Genomic DNA, 15,144 nt, shown 5'->3' on the forward strand with positions numbered 1-15,144 from the left:
ACCTCGCATCGTCTGGACTCCTTGTTGAGCGAGCAGTCAGTATCTACAACGATGCTCCTGAATGCCAGGTTTTATGGGAGCGAAATTCAACAGCCTGTTAAGACGCTGGCGCGTCCTGTTCCAGCGGTTCGGTCAGCCCCCCATCCGGTAGCAGCCCCGCAATGTCCAGCGTGCCGATGACGACCGCCGGATCGAGGGGAACAAAGGCCCGAAAGCCACTGCCCTCCGGCGCCTGGGGATTCAGGTACTTCTGTGGACCCTTGAGGGCGGGCGCAGGCTGGTGCGCCGCCAGCAAGGGGGCCGGCTCGAACAACGGCACCCGATGCACCTGGCCATTGACCACGGCCACCAACCCCTGGACGTGCGCGTGGTGCCAGGCCTGGCACCAGCCACGAAGGTGCAAGCCGGCATCCGTGCGGATCACACGGCCCACCCGCCCACCGAACGGAGGGCGCAGGGACTCACACGCCCCGGCATCCCGATCCCCGTCCACCCAGCCGACGGCCGTCAGCGCCGCCTCGATGCGGGCCATTTCCGCACGCAAACGTTCCAGGTGACCGGGCGCCACAGGCGTGTGCTGATCGTTGTTGTCGTGCCAGAGGAAATAGCTCTGTCCCAGAGGCCGGGGCACGAACACGCGCCCCTTGCGGCGCTTGCGTTGCGCAAACTCCTGGTAGGACTTGATCACGTAGTGGTTGATGCGAAAGCCCTCCCAGCACACCCGTTCACTCCGGATGTAGCGCTTTTCCGGAATGTCGAGATAGTCGGGATGGGTCTGGCGCGGCTGGCCGTCTGCATGGAGGTGGCTGCGTCCCGGTGCCAGTTGCACGTTGTGCGAACACGTGAACCCTTCGAAGTCGCCTGGACGAAAGACCGTCTTGACCGGCACATTGGCGAAATGGTCGCGAGGGGCATGCCGGGTGAAGCGCTCGACCACCAGCCCCGGCGCCTGGTGCAGCTGGCCGTCGGAACCGTACGACGCCCAGTTCAGCACCAGGGCGCCCATCTGGGGCCGGCGCTCGGCCAGTTGCTGCAGAAACGCCGGCAACGAGTCTTCTTCTCCCATGGGCCAGATGAATTCGTCGGCATCGATGAAGGCCAGCCACTCCACCTCGTGCCCGTGCGTCTCCAACAGCATCCGGTAGGCCGGCAACTGGGGCCCACGCCCCTCCGGACTGGGAAATCGGTGACAAGCCAGAAAACCACAGGCCTGCAGGGCCTCCAGCAATTCGGTGGTGCCGTCAGTGCTCTGGTTATCGGCCACAAAAAACCGCTCGACACCCAGCAGACGGTGGTGCGCGAGCCATTCGATCACGTAGGGTTTTTCGTCCTTGAAGATCGCCCCGACACCCAGTCTCGGCAAGCGCTTCCCAGTTTCGGGCGAAATCGCCTCGATGCGCTGCCTCATCCCGTAGCGCCCTCCACAGGCGGAGCGGCAGGCACCTCGCAGCCGGATGGCGGCATCTCTTCTGGCACCAGATGCGGGTGGCTGTGCAGCTGGAAATGCAGGTGGTGGTACATCGTCGACAGCTTGGAGAACAGGGCCTGCTCCCGGATCAGCGATTCGGGAAAATGATTCGCCGCATCGGCCTCGTCCACACGCGCGCGCAGGTGCTGCACCACCTCCCGCCGGAAGGCGCTGCTGCAATTCGCCAAGGGGTCATGACCCACCGGGTGAAACGGCGCCGTCCGGATATCGGGGCGGCGGGACACGAAGGTCGAAAAAAGCCGCTCCGCAATGAAGGGCAGGAAGGGCGCCTCCACCAGATAGGGCGCGGACTCGAACACCGCCCGCGCCTCGGGAGCCTGCGGGCAGGTTTCGAGAAACCGTGCCACCGGGTCCAGCACCTCGCCCACGTATGCCTGCCAGAAGGCTGGCGTGCCGACCCAGAAGTTGGCGTAACACAGGTGCCCACGGTGGTGGCGAGGCGTCTTCGACAGGTCCCAGTCCAGCCCGGCGGCGGCCAGCAGGCGCTGGGCCCGCTGCACCAGCCCCGGATGTGCTGCCTCGCCTTGCATCCAGACGTTGTAGGAGTAGTAAGGCATGGTCGGGAACACGTTGACGAAGCACACATCGGCGTCCGGATGCGAGCGTGCAAACGCCAGAAACTGGTCACCGGACAGGTTGGACTTGAGCCGGAACTTGGGCGAAAAGATGCCCGTCTTCTCGGCGACCTGATGCCCTCCGCGGCGAAAGAAATCGACCTGGATGCGCAGCTCGCGCCACGATGCATGGCGGTTGTCCGGCAGCGGCAGCGGCAAAAACGCAGGCTCTTTCAGAGTCTGCCCGATGCGCCAGAGAGGCTCGTAGATGTCAACCCGCATCGACCTCCTTGATGAACCGTGTTTTTTTCATGGGTTTTGCGTGAGAAATCACACTTTTTCATTTTAGACACGACCGGAAGTGGTTGGAACCCACCGAACAGCCTACGCCGCCAGGGGGCTCCACCCTGCCCCGACCAAGCCACGTCTCCGAACCAGAGGGCAACCCAAGCCTCCGCAAGGGTTTGCCCCTATCGATCTCCCAACACTGGGTACACATAATTTGTATACAGATTTGCATGCAAAAAGGAGATCCCATGACAGCGTCGGTTCATCCCGTGGACGAGAAACTGCCCAACGGCAAACTGGCTGCGCTGGGCCTGCAGCATGTGCTGGTGATGTACGCGGGTGCGGTGGCGGTGCCGCTGATCGTGGGCCGCGCTCTCAAGCTCAGCCCGCAGGAAGTCGCGATGCTGATCTCGGCCGACCTGTTCTGCTGCGGCATCGCCACCCTGATCCAGGCGCTCGGCGTCACGCAGTGGTTCGGCATCAAGCTGCCGGTGATGATGGGCGTGACCTTCGCCGCCGTCGGCCCCATGGTGGCCATCGCCAACACCACGCCGGGCACCGACGGGGCGCGCATGCTGTTCGGCGCCATCATCGGCGCGGGCGTGATTTCCGTCGTGATCGCGCCCATGGTCAGCCGCCTGCTGCGCTTCTTCCCGCCGGTGGTCACCGGCACCATCATCGCCGTCATCGGCATCAACCTGATGCGCGTGGGCATCAACTGGATTTTCGGCAATCCCGTGGGGCCCACGGCCCCGCTGGTGGTGCCACCGGAGCACAGCGAGTGGCTGAGCACACTGCGCAGCGCCGCCGCCGCGGGCACACCCGGCTACCCCACTGTGCCGCAGGGCCTGACGCTGGCCCCCACCGAGCCCAACCCGCGCTATGCTGCGCTGCCCGGCGTGGCCGTGTCGGCCGTGGTGCTGGCCACCATCCTGCTGGTGGCCAAGTTCGCCAAGGGCTTTCTTGCCAACATCTCGGTGCTGCTGGGCATCGTGGTCGGCGGGGTCATGGCAACCACGATGGGCATGATGCACTTCGACAAGGTCGGTCAGGCCAAGTGGGTGGACGTGGTGCTGCCGTTTCACTTTGGTGTCCCGATCTTCGACCCGATCATGGTGCTGACCATGACCTTGGTGATGATCGTGGTGATGATCGAGTCCACCGGCATGTTCCTGGCCCTGGGCGAGATGACCGACCGCAAGATCGACCAGCCGGCCCTGGCTCGCGGCCTGCGCACCGACGGTCTGGGCACCCTCATCGGCGGCATCTTCAACACCTTCCCGTACACCAGCTTCTCGCAGAACGTGGGCCTGGTCGCCGTCACGGGTGTCAAGAGCCGCTATGTCTGTGTGGCTGCGGGCGTGATCCTGCTGGTGCTCGGCCTGCTGCCGAAGATGGCGGCGCTGGTCGAGTCGCTGCCCACCGTGGTGCTGGGCGGCGCCGGGCTGGTGATGTTCGGCATGGTGGCGGCCACCGGCATCCGCATCCTGGGCGGCGTGGACTTCAAGACCCACCGCCACAACGCGCTGATCGTGGCGGTCTCGATCGGCTTCGGCATGATCCCGCTGGTGGCGCCCAAGTACTCGCAGTGGATGCCGCACGCGATCCATCCGCTGATCGAGTCGGGCATTCTGCTGGCCTCGATCTGCGCGGTGTTGCTGAATCTGTATTTCAACGGCGCCCGCGGTGACAGCCAGGCCGCCGTGGCAGCCGCCAAGCAGGCCGACGCCCACTGAGACGCACCCTCACCACCACCTCCGAAGGGCCCTCGCGGCCCTTTTTTCTTGCCTTGACCCGCCTCAGCCTGCACAGTAGCGGTGCACGCGCCGCGCTTTCGCACCAATACAGGGTTGTTTCGGATGGTCGGTTGGGGCCGTCTGCGCAGAATCTGCATACACATTCTGTATTCAATACCCCTTCCCCACCCGTCTGCTGGCACCGAAATTGCTGGTAGGCATCACCCTCCTGCAACCGATCCTTACAACGGAGCCCTCATGAACAAGCGCCAAGCCCTCCAGTTCGCCGCCGCCCTGGCTGCCACCACGGTATTCGGGACCGCCCATGCCCAGACGCCGATCAAGTTCCAGCTGGACTGGCGCTTCGAGGGCCCGGCCGCGTTCTTCCTGCAATCCGAAGCCAAGGGCTACTACAAGGCAGCGGGCCTGGATGTGAGCATCGATGCCGGCAACGGCTCCGGCGGCACGGTCACCCGCGTGGCTTCGGGCACCTACGACCTGGGCTTCGCCGACATGGCCGCCCTCATGGAGTTCCACGCCAACAACCCGGACGCGCCGAACAAGCCGGTGGCCGTCATGATGGTCTACAACAACACCCCCGCTGCCGTGCTGACGCTCAAGAAGAGCGGCATCACCAAGGTGGCCGACCTCAATGGCAAGAAGCTGGGCGCCCCGGTGTTCGACGCCGGCCGCAAGGCGTTCCCGATCTTCCAGAAGGCCAACGGCATCGGCAACGTGGCCTGGACCGCCATGGACCCGCCGCTGCGCGAGACCATGCTGGTGCGTGGTGACATCGACGCCATCACCGGTTTCTCGTTCACCTCGCTGCTGAACCTGGAGGCGCGTGGCGTCAAGCCGGCCGACGTGGTGGTGTTCCCCTATGCCGACTACGGCGTGAAGCTGTATGGCAACGCCATCATCGCCAGCCCCAAGCTGATCAAGGAGAACCCGGCTGCGGTGAAGGCCTTCCTGTCCGCCTTCACCAAGGGCGCCAAGGAGGTGATCGCCAACCCCGCCGCCGCCATCGACACGGTCAAGGCGCGCGACGGCATCATCAACGTGGCGCTGGAAACGCGCCGCCTGAAGATGGCCATCGACGCGGTGGTCGCCAGCCCCGACGCCTACAAGGAAGGTTTTGGCCAGGCCGTGCCCGGCCGCATGGCGCTGATGGCTTCGCAGGTGTCCGACGCCTTCGGCACCAAGACCCGGATCGACCCGACCGCCGTCTGGACGGCCACGCTGCTGCCGCCGGCCGCCGAACTGAACATCCTGCCCAAGAAATAAATCCCGGCGACATTTTTGACCTGGGCCAGTTCTGCGAAAGCCGGCTGGCCTTTTTTTCAGGAGCGCTCCATGCAAGAAGCCCCCGGAGGCAGCGACGCCCCCTTCGTCGACTTCGACCAGGTCTGGCTGGCCTACAACGACGACCTGCTGGCCAAGAACATCTTCGCGGTCGAAGACATCAACCTCAAAGTGAAGAAGGGCGAGTTCATCGCCATCGTCGGCCCATCGGGTTGTGGCAAGTCCACCTTCATGAAGCTGACCACCGGGCTGCGCATGCCCAGCATGGGCAAGATCCGCATCGACGGCCAGCCCGTCACCGGTCCGCTGAAGATTTCGGGCATGGCCTTCCAGTCGCCTTCGCTGCTGCCCTGGCGCACCACCATCGACAACGTGCTGCTGCCGCTGGAGATCGTGGAACCGTTCCGCAGCCAGTTCCGCGACCGGCGCAAGGAGTTCGAGGAACGCGCCCTCAAGCTGCTGGAGAGCGTGGGGCTGGGCGGCATGGGCAAGAAGTACCCGTGGGAACTGTCGGGCGGCATGCAGCAACGCGCCAGCATCTGCCGCGCGCTGATCCACGAACCCAAGATGCTGCTGCTGGACGAACCCTTCGGCGCGCTGGATGCGTTCACGCGCGAAGAACTCTGGTGCACGCTGCGCGACCTGTGGGAAGCGCAGAAATTCAACGTCATCCTGGTCACGCACGATCTGCGCGAAAGCGTCTTCCTGGCCGACACGGTGTACTGCATGAGCCGCAGCCCGGGCCGCTTCGTCGTGCAGCGCGACATTCCGATTCCGCGCACCCGCGACCTGGAGGTGACCTACACCCCCGAATTCACCGACATCGTGCACGAACTGCGCGGCCATATCGGCGCCATGCGAAAAGCCGGCACCGTGATCAACCAGTAAGGAGCGAGCGATGAGCACGAAACAGAAACACGTCGAACGCTGGTCGCCCTGGATCCTTCTCCTGGCCATCATCATCGTCTGGGAAGTCATCTGCAGCGGCTTCGGGGTCTCCGAATTCATCTTCCCCAGCCCTTCGCGCATCTGGGAACAGACGCTGGAGCACAAGACCGTCATCCTGGGTCACGCGTGGCGCACCTACTGGGTGACGATGGCCGGCTTCGGCGTCGCCATCGTGGTGGGGGTGCTGCTGGGTTTCCTGATCGGTTCCTCGCGCCTGGCCTACGCGGCCATCTACCCGCTGATGACCGCCTTCAACGCCCTGCCCAAAGCCGCTTTCGTGCCCATCCTCGTGGTGTGGTTCGGCATCGGCGTCGGCCCGGCCATCCTCACCGCCTTCCTGATCAGCTTCTTCCCCATCATGGTCAACATCGCCACCGGCCTGGCGACGCTGGAGCCCGAGCTGGAAGACGTGCTGCGCGTGCTCGGCGCCAAGCGATGGGACGTGCTGATGAAGGTCGGCCTGCCGCGCTCGCTGCCCTACTTCTTCGGCTCGCTCAAGGTCGCCATCACGCTGGCCTTTGTCGGCACCACGGTGTCGGAGATGACCGCCGCCAACGAAGGCATCGGCTACCTGCTGATCTCGGCCGGCAGCTCCATGCAGATGGGCCTGGCCTTCAGCGGCCTGCTGGTCGTCGGCGTGATGGCCATGGTGATGTACGAGCTGTTCAGCTGGGTCGAAAAGCACACCACCGGCTGGGCGCACCGCGGAAGTCAGGGATGATGACCGGCGAGCAGGTCGCGCGCCATCTGCGGCGCGCCAACGAGGTGGCCCTGCGTGCCATGCGCATGGGCCGCCACCCTTTCGGCGCGCTGCTGGTGGCGCCCGACGGCGAAACCGTGCTGGCCGAGCAGGGCAACATCGACACGGTGAACCACGCCGAGTCGACACTGGCGCGAACCGCCGCCGCCAACTACCCCGGCGAATACCTCGCCCGCTGCACGCTGGTCACCACGTTCGAGCCCTGCGCCATGTGTGCCGGCACCGTCTACTGGGCCGGCATCGGGCGCGTGGTCTACGGCGCCGAAGAAACGGCCCTGCTCGCCCTCACGGGCAACCACCCCGAAAACCCCACGCTCAGCCTGCCCTGCCGCGAGGTGTTCGCGCGCGGACAGCGCCCCACGGAAGTGGTCGGCCCGGTGCCGGCGGTGGCGGCCGAGATGCTCGCCACACACGCCGGGTTCTGGGCGGCTCGCTGACCGCGCTCGCCGCCCACCCGCCCGTCAGTCCTTGCGGCGGTAGTTGGCCTTCATGCGTTCGGCCAGATAGTCGCCGGCGGTCATGGCCGGGTACTTGCCCGATGGCGAAGTGATCAGCGCGTCGGTGTTGGCCTGGCAGAAGAAAGCGATGCTGTAGCGCCCGCCCATGTATTCGCCGGGCAGCGGGTTGCGCACACGGTGAAAGTTGGACAGCAGGCGGTCGTCGCTCCAGCGCATGAGCATGTCGCCAATATTGCAGGTGATGAGGTCTTCGCGCGGCGGCACCGTCGTCCATTCCTGGGCTTCGAACTCCTTGCCCGGGCACACCTGCAGGCCGCCCTGGCCATCGCGCTGATAGAGGATGGTCAGGCAATTGAAGTCGGTGTGCGCGCCGCCGCGCACATAGTCCAGCTTGTCCTGCACGTCTTCCGGGATCGGGTAGTAGTGCAGCAGGCGCAACGTGCTCTGGTAGGTGTCGGCGTCGGGATCGTGCGCACGCGCGAAGAAGTCGCGCTCGAAACCCAGTTTCTCGGCAAAACACGACAGCACCTTCATGCCCACCGCCCAGCTCGCCTGCTCGAAGGCCAGCATCGTGGCCTGGAAGCCCGGCAGATCGGCTTCGGCCGGATACAGACCGGCCATGCGCGGTCGCGTGATCTGGTAGCTCTCTTTCTGATCGGGCACGCCCGTGGAAGGCCGCACCTGGGCCAGACTTTCCCAACCGGCATTGCGCGCCAGCGGCCACTGCGCCTTCGTCGCCTGGGGCAGTGCGAAGAAACGTTCGCTCATCGCAAACGCTTCACGCACCTGGGCCACCGGCACGCCGTGGTTGACGAGCTGGAAGAAGCCGACATCGACGGCCGCGCGCCACAGCTGTTCGGTGATCTCGTCGCGGCGGCGATCGAAGTCCGACAGGTCGATCAGGGGTACCGCACGCGCGGTGGTTTCCGAACCCTGGGCGCCCATGCGCGCCTCTTTCTGCAGTTCGGCCAGTTCAAAAGGGGTGGATGTGTTCATGACGGAATCGCTCCTGAAAACAGGCCAGAGGCCTCGAAAAGGTTTCAGGACCATCCGGCATGGCGATCGGTCAGGGAGGAAACCCGGGCGCTGGGGTCAGCGTGACTCCTGAAGACCGTCTGCCCTGCCGGGCTGGACCTCAAGAGCAATTCCCGGCCAGGACAGCCGACGAAATCGGCCGCTGGTGAACGCTTCTACTCTCGCCAAACAGGCTAGCAGATTTCAGGCCAGCGCTTTGCCCCAGTGATGGGGAGAGGATCCCCTGCCTGCACACCAAGCTGGTGCTCCATGCCTCATCTTGGACACGCTCGCGACCCCGACACGCCTTGCCCCTCCACCTTGCGCGCGGTCTGCACAGGATCGGCACCGGCACCGGGTGCGTGGCATGGATTCTGCGTCTGCGGACAGCGAGAGTAGAAGCGTTCAGCGGCCGAAACAGCCGCCCGGAAATTGCTCTTGAAAGTCGTGCGGCCCAAGCCGTCCTTCGCACCTTCAGGAACGGGTCCCTCTGCGTGCCCGCTTGTTTTCGGAGTCCTTACATGCAACGTCGTTCTCTCCTGCGCGCCGCCGGCGCAGCCTCTCTCCTGTCCGCCACGCCTTTCGTGCGCGCCCAGGGTTCCCTGCAGAAATTCAAGTTCAACCTCGGCTGGAAGGTGGAGGCCTCGGGCGCCGGCTTCCTGCTGGCCCTGCAGCGCGGCTACTACAAGGACGCCGGCCTCGACGTGACCATCGACACCGGCAACGGCTCGGCCGCCGCCATCGGCCTGGTGGCCAGCGGGGCCTACGAGGCCGCGTCGGCCGACCTCTCGACCATGATCGAGTTCAACCTGGCCAACCCGCAGGCCGCGCTCAAGGCGGTGGCCATGCAGTACGACCTGAACCCCAACGCGGTCATCGTGCGCAAGGACGGCCCGATCAAGAAGCCGGCCGACCTCGCCGGCAAGACCATTCTCGGCCAGCCCTTCAACGCCTCGCGCAAGCTGTTCCCGGTGTTCGCCAAGGCACAGGGCTTCGACCCCAGCGGGGTGAAGTGGGAAAACGTCGCACCCGATATCGGCGACACCCGCTTCGTCAAGGGCGACTTCGATGCCGTGGCCTATTTTTTCTTCACCGGCCTGCTCAACCTCAAGGCCCGCGGCGTCACCGCCGACCAGCTCACCGTGTTCCGTTTCTCCGACCACGGCATGAAGTCGTATGGCAATGGCCTGGTGGCCAACGCCAAGAGCATGGAGCAGGCCGACACCATGAAGGCCTTCGTCAAAGCCTCCACGCGCGGCTGGCTGGACTGCATCGCCGACCCCAAGGCCGGTGGCGCGGCGGTCAAGACGCGCGAGCCCCTGGCCAACGAAACGCTGGAATTCGAGCGGCTCAAGCTCATCGTCGACGGCACGATGAACACCCCCGACACCCGCGCCAACGGCTGGGGCGCAGCCACGCCGGCGCGCCTGCAGGCGACCATCGATGAAACCGTGGCGGCCTTCGGCCTGAAGAGCGCGCCCACGCTGGCCGACTTCTGGACCGACAAGTTCCTGCCCGCCATGGCCGACCGCCAGCTCAAGGCCTGAGGCGGCCATGGGCATCCCTGTCATCGACCTCGCGGACGCCCTGGCGCCCGGGAGCCGCCGCAGCCTGGCGGTGGCCCGCCAGCTGCGCGAGGCGGCCACCACGTCCGGCTTCTTCTACGTCCGCAACCACGGGGTGGACCCCGCCATGGTGGCCACCCAGTTCGCGCTCGCCAAAGCGCTGCTGGAGCTGCCCGCCGAACGGCGCGCGGCGCTGTCCATGAAACACTCGCCCATCATGCGCGGCTACGAAAGCCTGGGCGAACAGACGCTGGACGCCGAGATGAAGCCCGACCTCAAGGAGAGCTTCTACTGCGGCATGGACTGGCCCGACGACCACCCCTTCGTCCAGGCCGGCTACCAGACCTACGGCCCCAGCCAGTGGCCCGAAGAGCTGCCGCAGGCGCGGCCCACCTGCCAGCGCTACATCGCGGCAATGAACCGGCTCTCCGAGCGGATCATGCAGCTGATGGCGCTGTCACTGGACCTGCCCGAGCACCACTTCGACGCGTCCTGCCGCGACCCCATGGTCACGCTGCGCATGATCCGCTACCCGGCCCACCCGGCCGACGCGGACGACCGCACCTTCGGCGCCGGGGCCCACACCGACTGGGGCGCGATCACCATCCTCGCGCAAGACGCCCACGGCGGCCTGGAAGTGCAGATGCCCGACGGCCAGTGGGTGGCGGCCACCCCCATCGAAGGCTGCTTCGTGGTCAACCTCGGCGACATGATCCCGCGCTGGACCAACGGGCTGTACCACTCCAACCCGCACCGCGTGCGCAACGTGTTTTCGGGCGGCGCACCGCGCTTCTCGGTCCCGTTCTTCTACGAACCCAACTACCTGGCCCGGATCGAAGCCGTGCCCGGCACGGTCACGGCCGACAGGCCGTCGCGGTTCGTGGCCTGCACCGCCGGTGAACACCTGCGCGAGATGTACGAAAAGACCTACGGCCTTCAGAAAGCCGCCGGCGAGACCGCCTCCGCCTGACCTCCGGCCGGGCACAGCCCGCGTGCCCGGCCTGTTTTCGCTCCCCGCATGAAACTCTTCGTCAACCTTTTCTGTACCGACATCGCCGCCCAGCTGGCGTTCTACCAGGCCCTGCTCGGCCTGCCCGAAGACAGCCACAGCCGTTCGCCGATCTACCGCGCGGTGGAAACCGAACATTTCCAGTTCGGCTTTCACGCGCCCCCCGCCTACGGCGTGCTGCAACTGGCCGACCGCCAGCCGGCCGACCCGGCATCGGCCCCCGTCACCGCCTACGCGACCTTCATGCTCGACAACCCGTCCGAGGTCAATGCCGCCGCCGATCGCGCTGCGGCGCTCGGCGGGCGCATCGTCAAGGGGCCCTACGCCACCTACTACGGCCAATGGCAGGCCGTGCTGGCCGACCCCGAAGGCCATATGTTCCGCGTCAGCACCGGCTCGCTCCCCGCAGGCGTCGAAGCGCCCGCGCTGACGCTGCCCGCCACGGCGCCCTGAACCGCGCACCGCCACGCCGATCCCGAGCCGCCTGACGGCCCTGGCGGCCAGGGCATTGGCCGCGGGCGGCAGCCCCTACACTTGGCGCCCATGCCCTGGCAAGCCCATCTCTCGCTCGACTACCGGCTGCAAGGCCAGCGCACGGTGTTGCAACACCAGCACGACGGCCCGCTGCGCATCTTCAAAAGCCTCTATCCCGAAGGCGACGCGATCTGCCACAACGTCGTGGTGCACCCACCCGGCGGACTGGTCGGCGGCGACACGCTGGAGCTGCAGGTGCACGCCGCCGCCGGCACGCACGCGCTGATCTCCACCCCCGGCGCCACGCGCTTCTACGCCGCCGACGACCTGCCCGCCACCCAGCGCGTGGCGCTCCATCTGGACAGCGGCGCGCGCCTGGAATGGCTGCCCCTCGAAGCCATCGCCTACCCCGGCTGCGAAGCCGTCAACCACTGGACCGCCGAACTCGCGGGCAACGCCGAGCTGATCGCCTGGGACGTCACGGCCCTGGGCCTGCCCTCGACCGGCCAGGCCTTCGACCGCGGGCGCTTTCGGCAGCGGCTGGAGATTCCGGGCCTGTGGCTGGAGCAGGCCACGCTGGACGCACGCGATCAGCGCCTGCTCGACGCCCCCCTGGGCCTGGCCGGCCAACGCTGCCTGGGCACGCTGCTGCTGGCCTCGGGCACGCCGCTGGGGCGGCAGCGCCAGGAGCACCTGCTCGAAGCCGTTCGACAGGTGCTCGACCCCCTGCCGCCCGGTGTGCAGGCCGGCGCCACCTGCCCGAACCCGCAGATGCTGGTGGTGCGGGCGCTGGCACCGCTGGTCGAACCGCTGATGGCCACGCTGCAGGCCGCCTGGGCCGCCTTGCGCCCTGCCGCCTGGGGCGTGCCGGGCACGCCACCGCGCATCTGGCGGGTTTGACCTTGCACCGCACCCGGGCGCAAACTGAGCGGTCTTTGCGGGCTTGTTCCTGCCGCCGGTCCAGGTCGGTTTGTGCACAATGGGGCATGCCGTCCCGGAACCCGTTCCTTCGCCCGATCTGCCCATGAGTGCCGAAAAGAGCGATCTGCAAGACGCGCGCGCCCTCGTCATCGACGGCAACCCGCAGTCGCGCTCGATCATCGTCAACCAGTTGCGCGAAGCCGGCGTGGGCACCATCGTGCAATGCGCACGGCTGGTCGATGCGCGCAGCAAGCTCGAAATGTCGAGCTACGACGTGGTGATCTCCGAGCAGTATTTCGAGCGCGAGGAAATCACCGGCCAGGATCTGCTGGACGACCTGCGCCGCCACCAGTTGCTGCCGTTCTACACGGTGTTCGTGATGGTCACGGCCGAGTCCTCCTACAGCAAGGTCGCCGAAGCCGCTGAATCCGCGCTCGACGCCTACCTGATCAAACCCCACACCGCCGCCGGGCTGATCGAACGCATCCGGCAAGCACGCGAGCGCAAGGGCGCGCTCAAAGAGATTTTTGCCGCCATCGACCACGAAGACTTCGACGGCGCCGCCCAGATGTGCAAGGCCCACTTCGACGAGCGGCGCCCCTACTGGCTCTACGCGGCCCGCATCGGCGCCGAACTGATGCTGCGCGGCGGTCTGCTCAGCGAAGCCGAAAAGCTGTACGAAGCGGTGGTGGAGGCCAAGACCCTGCCCTGGGCCAAACTGGGCGTGGCCCGTGCGCAGCTCGAAGCCGGCTATCCGCAGCGCGCCACGACCACGCTCGAAAGCCTGATCGAAACCGAGCCCGGCTATTCCGACGCCTACGACGTGATGGGCCGGGCACAGTTCGAGCTGGGCAACTTCCAGAACGCCCTGGCCACCTTCCGCATGGCCACGCGGCTGACGCCCTCGTCGGTGAACCGCCTGCTCAAGCACGGCATGCTGGCCTACTACGCTGGCGAACGCACCGAAGGGGTCGAGCTGCTGGACCGCGCCACGCGCGTCGGCCTGGACTCCAAGCTCTACGACCCGCAGGCGCTGGTGCTGCTGGCCTTCGCCCGGCTCGACGCCAACGACCACCGGGGCCTGATGCGCTGCGCCGACCAGCTCATGCACCTGCGCAGCCGCCACCCCGACAGGCCCCGGCCGCAGCGATTGCTCGACGTGGTGCACGCGCTGATCTACATCCACGAACTGCAGCATGCCCGGGCCCTGGAAGAAGTCCGGCGGCTGGCGAAGGACGTGCTGGAGCCGGCCTTCGATTTCGAATCGGCCAGCAACCTGCTGGGGCTCATGACCCGCCTGGCGCTGCGTTCGATCCAGCTTTACGAAGTCGATGCCACGGTCGACCTGCTGGGTCTGCGCTTTTGCACCAGCCGTGCGCTCACCGAGCTGCTCGCCTGTGCCGCCGTCGGCCGCAACGACTTCATCAACCGCATCCGCGCCGGCCATGGCGAAATCCTGCGCCTGACCGAACAGGCCATGAGCCTGAGCCTCAAGGGCGACCCGCAAGGCGCCGTGATCAAGCTGCTCGAAGACGGCCAGCGCACACTCAACGCCAAGGTCATCGAGTCGGCCCACCTGGTGCTGCACCGCTACCAGCAGCGCATCCCCGACCACACGGCCTTGCTCGAACAGGCCCAGGCCCTGCGGGTGCGGTATCGGACCACCGATGTGCATGCAGGGCTGGGGGAACAGAGCCACACCGGCCGCGCTGCGGGCGGCATCTCGCTGCCCACCGCCTACCGGCCACCGGCCCGCAACGAAGGCCTGCTCGCCAGCGTCAACGCCGTGGGCGCCTGAACGCGCCCCGTTGCACCCATGCCAGCCACCTGGATGCCCGCCTGCGCGGGCATGACGGGTACGGCATGCCTGGCGCCTGCGAAGGCACGGAGCGTGAGGGGCAGCGACCCGCGCCAGCGGCGGAGCGTGGGGGCTCAGATCGCCACCAGTTGCCGGATGCCCTTGGCCTGCATCTCGCTGCCCGGGCCGCTGGCGATCACTTCGCCGCGCTCCATCACCACGTACTGATCGGCCAGTTCTTCGGCAAAGTCGTAGTACTGCTCCACCAGCACGATGCCCATGTTGCCGCGCTCGGCCAGCATACGAATCACTTTGCCGATGTCCTTGATGATGTTGGGCTGGATGCCTTCGGTGGGTTCGTCCAGGATCAGCAGCTTGGGCCCCGCCGCCAGCGCGCGCGCGATCGCCAGTTGCTGCTGCTGGCCACCCGAGAGGTCGCCGCCCCGCCGGCCCAGCATCTGCTTGAGCACCGGAAACAGCTCGAACAGTTCGGCCGGAATAGGCGTGCCGCCCTTCTTGTAGGCCAGCCCCATCTGCAGGTTTTCCTGCACCGTCAGCCGGGCAAAGATCTCGCGCCCCTGCGGCACGAAACCCACGCCCATGCGGGCGCGCTCGTACGGTGTGGCCTTGTCGATCGCCTTGCCGTCGAGCGTGATGCTCCCGCTCTTGATCGGCACCAGGCCCATCAGCGATTTGAGCAGCGTGGTCTTGCCCACGCCGTTGCGGCCCAGCACCACCGTCACCTGGCCCAGTTCGGCCGTGAGGCTGACGTTGCGCAGGATGTGGCTGCCGCCGTAGTACTGGTTGACGCCCTTGACTTCAAGCAGG

At 66.5% G+C, this 15,144-nt stretch carries 14 protein-coding genes; 10 read left to right on the forward strand and 4 right to left on the reverse strand.

All coding sequences use genetic code 11. The features are described from left to right. Nucleotides 1-97: 97 nt before the first annotated feature. Together QQK43_RS12475 and QQK43_RS12480 are read right to left on the reverse strand one after the other, a co-directional pair. On the reverse strand, nucleotides 98-1,363 hold the full coding sequence (locus tag QQK43_RS12475) for a glycosyltransferase family 2 protein (RefSeq protein WP_284308048.1): 1,266 nt from the start codon (nucleotides 1,361-1,363) through the stop codon (nucleotides 98-100). 41 nt (nucleotides 1,364-1,404) lie between these two features. Continuing rightward, nucleotides 1,405-2,325 (reverse strand): hypothetical protein, encoded by a 921-nt coding sequence (locus QQK43_RS12480; protein ID WP_284308049.1) that lies wholly within the window; start codon nucleotides 2,323-2,325, stop codon nucleotides 1,405-1,407. Between the two features lie 254 nt (nucleotides 2,326-2,579). Between QQK43_RS12480 and QQK43_RS12485 the strand changes: the two genes are divergently transcribed. From QQK43_RS12485 to QQK43_RS12505, 5 genes are all read left to right on the forward strand, one after another. Continuing rightward, entirely contained in the window at nucleotides 2,580-4,067 is a 1,488-nt protein-coding gene (locus tag QQK43_RS12485) for a nucleobase:cation symporter-2 family protein (RefSeq protein WP_284308050.1), read from the forward strand. Nucleotides 4,068-4,325: 258 nt separating this feature from the next. Continuing rightward, on the forward strand, nucleotides 4,326-5,351 hold the full coding sequence (locus QQK43_RS12490; RefSeq protein ID WP_234266800.1) for an ABC transporter substrate-binding protein: 1,026 nt from the start codon (nucleotides 4,326-4,328) through the stop codon (nucleotides 5,349-5,351). 69 nt (nucleotides 5,352-5,420) lie between these two features. Then, on the forward strand, nucleotides 5,421-6,257 hold the full coding sequence (locus QQK43_RS12495; RefSeq protein WP_234266801.1) for an ABC transporter ATP-binding protein: 837 nt from the start codon (nucleotides 5,421-5,423) through the stop codon (nucleotides 6,255-6,257). Between the two features lie 10 nt (nucleotides 6,258-6,267). Next, the gene (locus QQK43_RS12500) at nucleotides 6,268-7,038 is read left to right on the forward strand and encodes an ABC transporter permease (RefSeq protein ID WP_234266802.1); all 771 of its coding nucleotides are present in this window, start codon (nucleotides 6,268-6,270) and stop codon (nucleotides 7,036-7,038) included. Then, nucleotides 7,035-7,514, forward strand: a complete 480-nt coding sequence (locus tag QQK43_RS12505) for a nucleoside deaminase (RefSeq protein WP_370465268.1) — start codon at nucleotides 7,035-7,037, stop codon at nucleotides 7,512-7,514. Before QQK43_RS12500 ends, QQK43_RS12505 begins: the two co-directional genes overlap by 4 nt. Before the next feature lie 24 nt (nucleotides 7,515-7,538). On the opposite strand, the gene QQK43_RS12510 is transcribed toward QQK43_RS12505, so the two are convergent. Beyond that, the gene (locus tag QQK43_RS12510) at nucleotides 7,539-8,531 is read right to left on the reverse strand and encodes an isopenicillin N synthase family dioxygenase (protein ID WP_284308051.1); all 993 of its coding nucleotides are present in this window, start codon (nucleotides 8,529-8,531) and stop codon (nucleotides 7,539-7,541) included. A 539-nt stretch (nucleotides 8,532-9,070) separates the two neighbouring features. Here QQK43_RS12510 and QQK43_RS12515 point away from each other — a divergent pair. The 5 genes from QQK43_RS12515 (at nucleotide 9,071) to QQK43_RS12535 (ending at nucleotide 14,316) form a co-directional block, all read left to right on the forward strand. Further along, nucleotides 9,071-10,096, forward strand: a complete 1,026-nt coding sequence (locus QQK43_RS12515; RefSeq protein WP_284308052.1) for an ABC transporter substrate-binding protein — start codon at nucleotides 9,071-9,073, stop codon at nucleotides 10,094-10,096. A gap of 7 nt (nucleotides 10,097-10,103) precedes the next feature. Further along, nucleotides 10,104-11,084 carry an isopenicillin N synthase family dioxygenase gene (locus QQK43_RS12520; RefSeq protein ID WP_284308053.1) on the forward strand — a complete coding sequence of 327 codons (981 nt, stop codon included), beginning with the start codon at nucleotides 10,104-10,106 and terminating at the stop codon, nucleotides 11,082-11,084. A 48-nt stretch (nucleotides 11,085-11,132) separates the two neighbouring features. Beyond that, nucleotides 11,133-11,576, forward strand: coding sequence for a VOC family protein (locus QQK43_RS12525; RefSeq protein WP_284308054.1), 444 nt, complete (start codon nucleotides 11,133-11,135; stop codon nucleotides 11,574-11,576). A gap of 90 nt (nucleotides 11,577-11,666) precedes the next feature. Then, the gene (locus QQK43_RS12530) at nucleotides 11,667-12,497 is read left to right on the forward strand and encodes an urease accessory protein UreD (RefSeq protein WP_284308055.1); all 831 of its coding nucleotides are present in this window, start codon (nucleotides 11,667-11,669) and stop codon (nucleotides 12,495-12,497) included. A gap of 124 nt (nucleotides 12,498-12,621) precedes the next feature. Continuing rightward, the gene (locus QQK43_RS12535; RefSeq protein WP_234266808.1) at nucleotides 12,622-14,316 is read left to right on the forward strand and encodes a response regulator; all 1,695 of its coding nucleotides are present in this window, start codon (nucleotides 12,622-12,624) and stop codon (nucleotides 14,314-14,316) included. 134 nt (nucleotides 14,317-14,450) lie between these two features. Here the strand turns inward: QQK43_RS12535 and urtE are convergent, their stop codons facing one another. Then, the gene (gene urtE / locus QQK43_RS12540; RefSeq protein WP_284308091.1) at nucleotides 14,451-15,143 is read right to left on the reverse strand and encodes an urea ABC transporter ATP-binding subunit UrtE; all 693 of its coding nucleotides are present in this window, start codon (nucleotides 15,141-15,143) and stop codon (nucleotides 14,451-14,453) included. Nucleotide 15,144 lies beyond the last annotated feature (1 nt).

This window comes from Hydrogenophaga electricum (genome assembly GCF_030160815.1).
GTDB classification, from domain to species: Bacteria; Pseudomonadota; Gammaproteobacteria; order Burkholderiales; family Burkholderiaceae_C; genus Hydrogenophaga; species Hydrogenophaga electricum.

Excerpts from the sequence above, each read along its gene's own strand:
- QQK43_RS12490 (WP_234266800.1), top strand. The coding sequence starts at position 4,326 with ATGAACAAGCGCCAAGCCCTCCAGTTCGCCGCCGCCCTGGCTGCCACC.
- QQK43_RS12480 (WP_284308049.1), bottom strand. The coding sequence starts at position 2,325 with ATGCGGGTTGACATCTACGAGCCTCTCTGGCGCATCGGGCAGACTCTG.
- QQK43_RS12530 (WP_284308055.1), top strand. The coding sequence starts at position 11,667 with ATGCCCTGGCAAGCCCATCTCTCGCTCGACTACCGGCTGCAAGGCCAG.
- QQK43_RS12515 (WP_284308052.1), top strand. The coding sequence starts at position 9,071 with ATGCAACGTCGTTCTCTCCTGCGCGCCGCCGGCGCAGCCTCTCTCCTG.
- QQK43_RS12510 (WP_284308051.1), bottom strand. The coding sequence starts at position 8,531 with ATGAACACATCCACCCCTTTTGAACTGGCCGAACTGCAGAAAGAGGCG.
- QQK43_RS12485 (WP_284308050.1), top strand. The coding sequence starts at position 2,580 with ATGACAGCGTCGGTTCATCCCGTGGACGAGAAACTGCCCAACGGCAAA.
- QQK43_RS12535 (WP_234266808.1), top strand. The coding sequence starts at position 12,622 with ATGAGTGCCGAAAAGAGCGATCTGCAAGACGCGCGCGCCCTCGTCATC.
- QQK43_RS12505 (WP_370465268.1), top strand. The coding sequence starts at position 7,035 with ATGATGACCGGCGAGCAGGTCGCGCGCCATCTGCGGCGCGCCAACGAG.
- QQK43_RS12495 (WP_234266801.1), top strand. The coding sequence starts at position 5,421 with ATGCAAGAAGCCCCCGGAGGCAGCGACGCCCCCTTCGTCGACTTCGAC.
- QQK43_RS12500 (WP_234266802.1), top strand. The coding sequence starts at position 6,268 with ATGAGCACGAAACAGAAACACGTCGAACGCTGGTCGCCCTGGATCCTT.
- QQK43_RS12520 (WP_284308053.1), top strand. The coding sequence starts at position 10,104 with ATGGGCATCCCTGTCATCGACCTCGCGGACGCCCTGGCGCCCGGGAGC.
- QQK43_RS12525 (WP_284308054.1), top strand. The coding sequence starts at position 11,133 with ATGAAACTCTTCGTCAACCTTTTCTGTACCGACATCGCCGCCCAGCTG.